Below are 4757 nucleotides of genomic sequence, written 5' to 3' on the forward strand. Positions count from 1 at the left end.
GCAGCGCCTTCGTCGTCTTCTGCGAGTGCTTCCCGGCGAGCCCGCGCCGCTCGACCTCCGCGATCACCGCCGCGTCCAACGCCGCCAACCTGCACCGCAGCGCCTCGGCCGACCGGATCGCGTCCAACAGCTCGGCCTCGGACGCCAATGCCGTCGACGCCCCCAGCATCCGGTCGAGTTCGGCGTGCCCGGCGGGCAGCGTCCACGCCTCGACCGCCGGTGCCACCATGCGATCAGTCTACCGAAAGCGTGTTCGAAACACAAGCGCTCTGGCCAACGGAATCCGTTATCTGATAGGCGTTTCTCGCTATTGGCACTGTGCCTACAGATGACTCGTCACTCGATCGCCGTGATGCGCGGAGTGCCGTGGAGGTAACGCTCGACATTCGCCGGCGACCAGCCGTCCGACGCCTCACGTCCGGCGGCGGTCGAGGCGAGTGACTCGTGTACAGGGTCGACGATTCCGATCGGTCGCACGTACGGCGGCACGATCTTGTAGATCCCGGTGCGCGAATTGTGCAGCGGGCCGTTCGCCCAGCTCGGGTCGAGCGGCCGGTGCGCCTCGCGCAGCGCCAGGCCGGCTGCCCGCGCGCGATCGGTCATCCAGTGCCAGGTGATGTCCGCGAGCTGGCCGTCGGCGTACCCGCCGCCGACATCGGTGTGCACGCCGGCGAACCAGACCTGCTCGACGACCTGGCCGGGGACAGCCGGCTGCGGTTGCCAGAGCGTCGGCGCGAACGGCCGCCGTGCCTCGTCGATCGACAGTGCCTGGTAGGCGAACCGCACGTGGCTGCTGAGCTGGGTGTCGTGGAACTGGTATCGGCGGTTGAGCCAGTTCACCCACGGCCAGCCGACGTTCGGCACACCGAGGGCGCCGACGGTGTCCCAGACGCCGACGAAGTGGATGGGCGTCTGCATCGTCCAGGCGTATTGACGACGGAATTCGAGCGCGGACGGTGCGTCCGGGCCCTCCTTGTCGCGGTACAGGTCGTAGCCCTCATCGACGCGGTCGACGTGCTCGGGCCGCAGCACGCCGGCATTGCGGATGAAACCCGCGAGACTGCGCGCCGTGAACGCGCCACGGCTGAACCCGAAGAGGAACAACCGGTCGCCGGCCTCATAGTGCTCGACCAGGAAGCGGTAGCAGGCGCGGACGTTGTGGCCGAGGCCGTAGCCGAACAGGCCGCCGCGGAACTTGTCACCGAAGCTCGTCCCGACGCCGGCGTGGTAGTACACCTGTTGAGGCACTCCCCCGTCGGCCGTCGGAGCGACCTCGCGGCTCAGCCGCTCGACGTTGGACGGGTACTTGTCCGTCGCCTTGTCCCACGTCCCGTCGGCGCACACGATCAGGTTCTTCACGGGGGCCTCCCTCATCGGAGCGGGCCCAGTATGGCGCTGCTCAGCCGGCGAAGCGAGCCTTCGCGCCGCACTCGAAGCACTCCCAGACGTCGCCCTCGGCGGCAGCCAGCGGCCCGTGCGCCGTGCAGGCGGGCGCAGCGTCGGCACCGAGCACCACGTTGCCGAGCATGACGTCCCAGCCCCCGTCGACGTCCTCGAGCGTCGCGACCTGGGGGCCGGCGCTGCGGGCACGGTGCAGCGCGAGCACTGCTTCGGCAAGCGCCAGGTACTCGGCCGAGCCGGCCGTCCACCCGACGGGCAGCGACGCCTCGGCCGCGGTGATCGACGCGTCGTCCGCCTGCACGACAGCTGTCTGCGACGAGCCGTCGGGATAGCGGAAGACGACCGAGTAGCGGCCGGCGCCGGCCAGCGCCTCGATCGCGTGCAGCATCACCGTCACGGGCGAAGCATGCCAGCGGCGGGTGCGCTCACGCGCCGAGGGCGGCGCCGACGATCGCGCGCGCCTCGTCCTGGATCTGCGCCAGGTGCTCCGGCCCGCGGAACGACTCGGCGTAGAGCTTGTAGACGTCCTCGGTGCCCGACGGACGCGCCGCGAACCAGCCCGATTCGCTCACCACCTTGAGGCCGCCGATCGCCGCACCGTTGCCGGGCGCCTGGGTGAGCTTCGCGGTGATCGGCTCGCCCGCCAGCTCGTCCGCCGTCACCTGCTCGGGCGACAGCTTCGACAGCACTGCCTTCTGTTCACGCGTGGCCGGCGAGTCGATGCGCGCGTAGGCGGGCGTGCCGTACTTCGCGGTCAGGTCGGCGTAGTGCTCCGACGGCGTGCGCCCGGTGACGCCGGTGATCTCGGACGCGAGCAGGGCCAGCAGCATGCCGTCCTTGTCGGTCGTCCACGGCGATCCGTCGCGCTGCAGGAACGAGGCGCCCGCACTCTCCTCGCCGCCGAACGCGACCGATCCGTCGAGCAGCCCCGGCACGAACCACTTGAACCCGACCGGCACCTCGTGCACCGTGCGGCCGAGCCCCTCGCCCACCCGGTCGATCATGGACGAGCTGACCAGGGTCTTGCCGATCCGCGCCTGCGGCGACCAGCCGTCGCGGTGGCCGAACAGGTACTGGATCGCGACGGCCAGATAGTGGTTCGGGTTCATCAGCCCGCCGTCCGGCGTGACGATGCCGTGGCGGTCGGAGTCGGCGTCGTTGCCCGTCGCGATCCCGAACTCGTGCTGCCGCGCGATGAGCGACGCCATCGCGGACGGCGACGAGCAGTCCATGCGGATCTTGCCGTCCCAGTCGAGCGTCATGAACCGCCAGGTCGGGTCGACCAGCGGGTTCACCACGGTGAGGTCCAGGCCGTACCGCTCGCCGATCTCGCCCCAGTAGCCGACGCTCGCGCCGCCGAGCGGGTCGGCGCCGATGCGCACGCCCTTCAACGCGTCCATGTTCAACACCTGTGGAAGCGCGCCGACGTAGGCGTCCAGGAAGTCGTAGCGGCCGGTGGTCTCGGCGGCGAGCGCCTTCGCGTACGGCACGCGCCGCACGCCGTCGAGGCCGGCGCGCAGCAGCTCGTTGGCGCGGTTTTGGATCCAGCCGGTGATCTCGGTGCCGGCCGGGCCGCCGTCCGGCGGGTTGTACTTGAAGCCGCCGTCGCGTGGCGGGTTGTGCGACGGCGTCACGACCACGCCGTCGGCGCGATGGGACGGCCCGCTCGCGTTGTGTGCCAGGATCGCCCGCGACACCGCCGGTGTCGGCGTGTACCCCCCGCGGCTGTCGACGAGCACCTGCACGCCGTTCGCCGCGAACACCTCGAGCGCGCTGACCGTCGCGGGCTCGGACAGCGCGTGCGTGTCGGCGCCCAGGAACAGCGGTCCGTCGATGCCCTGGGCGGCGCGGTACTCGCAGATGGCCTGCGACGTCGCCAGGATGTGGTGCTCGTTGAAGGCCGCGTCGAAGGCCGAGCCGCGGTGCCCGCTCGTCCCGAACGAGACCTGCTGCGACACCTCGGCCGGGTCGGGTTGCAGGCTGTAGTACGCCGTGACGAGCTTGGCGACGTCGACGAGATCCGAGGGCTGCGCGGGCTGCCCGGCGCGCGGACTGGTCATGATTCGATCCTGGCACACGCGGCACCCGCGGGGTGCGACGCGATCGTCAGCCCCCGGTGAGGGGTGCGACCAGGCGCGCCAGCCGGCTCGGACGCCCCGTGCGGCGCTCCTCGGCGTCGGACGCGTCGACCAGCACGCGGGCGGCGTTGACGCCCACCCACCGCAGCGGCTCGGGCTCCCACTGCGGCGAGCGGTGGCCCACCCAGGGCAGCCGGGTGAGGGCGGTGTCCCGCTCGAGGACGAGATCGGCGAGCGTGCGCCCGGCGAGATTCGTGGCGGCGACGCCGTCGCCGACATAACCCCCCGCCCAGCCGAGGCCGGTCTCGCGATCGAGCCCGACCGACGGGTGCCAGTCGCGCGGCACCCCGAGCGGACCACCCCAGGCGTGGGTGAACCGCACGCCGGCCGCGCTCGGGAACAGCTCGACCAGCGTCGTCCGCAGCGCGGCGAAGACCCGCTCGGCCCGGTCGAACTCCGGACGGATGCGCGAACCCGCGTGGTACGGCGCGCCGCGGCCGCCGAAGGCCAGCCGGTCGTCGGCGGTGCGCTGGCCGTAGACGATGAGATGGCGGTGGTCGGTGAACGTCTCGCCGTGGGCCAGGCCGGTCTCGTCCCAGAACGACCCGGGAAGTGGCTCGGTGGCGACCATCAGCGAGTACACCGGCAGTACCGCCCGCCTCAACCCTGGCAGGCGCGCCGTCCAGGCCTCGGTCGTGCGCAGCACGTGGTTCGCCCGCACGACGCCGTGGCGCAGGTGCACCCGTGCGCGGCCGTCGTACCCGCGGCCCTCGACGGCCACCGCCGGCGTCTCCTCGAGGATGCGGCCGCCCCGCCGCTCGACCGCGGCCGCCAGCCCGCGCACCAGCCGCGCGGGGTGCAGGCGGGCGCACTGCGGGGTGTAGGTGCCGCCGAGCACGCCGGCGGCCCCGACCCGCGACCGGGCGTCGTCGGCGTCCAGCAGCTGCAGCTCGTCCAGGCCGCCGAAGGCGGCGTCCTCCAGCACGTCCTGCTCGCAGCGCTGGGCCTGCGCGACCGAGCGCGCCAGCGTCACGGTGCCGCCCTTGCGGAAGTCGCACTCGATGCCCTCGGCGGCGGCCGCCGCGCCGACCTCGTCGACGGTCGCGATCAACGCCCGCCGCAGGTCGAGCGCGGCCGCACGGCCGTGGCGTGCAGCCAGGGCGGCCGTCCCCGTGGGGAAGAGCGCCGAGCACCAGCCGCCGTTGCGGCCGCTCGCCCCGAAGCCGGCGATCTCGGCCTCCACCAGCACCACGCTGAGGTCGGGCTGCGCGCGCAGCA

At 72.5% G+C, this 4757-nt stretch carries 5 protein-coding genes; all 5 read right to left on the bottom strand.

The features are described 5' to 3' along the window. A partial coding sequence (locus tag ACTHMS_RS18455) for a hypothetical protein (RefSeq protein ID WP_440308125.1) occupies positions 1-229 on the bottom strand: 229 nt, incomplete at its 3' end. 107 nt (positions 230-336) lie between these two features. Continuing rightward, positions 337-1359 carry a DUF2235 domain-containing protein gene (locus ACTHMS_RS18460; protein WP_440308126.1) on the bottom strand — a complete coding sequence of 341 codons (1023 nt, stop codon included), beginning with the start codon at positions 1357-1359 and terminating at the stop codon, positions 337-339. A 40-nt stretch (positions 1360-1399) separates the two neighbouring features. Then, a complete protein-coding gene (locus ACTHMS_RS18465) occupies positions 1400-1798 on the bottom strand; it encodes a hypothetical protein (RefSeq protein ID WP_440308127.1) in 399 nt (132 codons plus the stop codon). A 28-nt stretch (positions 1799-1826) separates the two neighbouring features. Next, positions 1827-3461 (bottom strand): phosphoglucomutase (alpha-D-glucose-1,6-bisphosphate-dependent), encoded by a 1635-nt coding sequence (pgm, locus tag ACTHMS_RS18470; RefSeq protein ID WP_440308128.1) that lies wholly within the window; start codon positions 3459-3461, stop codon positions 1827-1829. A 46-nt stretch (positions 3462-3507) separates the two neighbouring features. Then, positions 3508-4757, bottom strand: a 1250-nt coding sequence (locus ACTHMS_RS18475; RefSeq protein WP_440308129.1) for an NAD(P)/FAD-dependent oxidoreductase, incomplete at its 5' end; no start/stop codon positions are given.

The organism is Jatrophihabitans sp., from assembly GCF_051960575.1.
In the GTDB taxonomy this organism is placed as follows: Bacteria; Actinomycetota; Actinomycetes; order Mycobacteriales; family Jatrophihabitantaceae; genus JBQCEE01.

Excerpts from the sequence above, each read along its gene's own strand:
- pgm (WP_440308128.1), bottom strand. The coding sequence starts at position 3,461 with ATGACCAGTCCGCGCGCCGGGCAGCCCGCGCAGCCCTCGGATCTCGTC.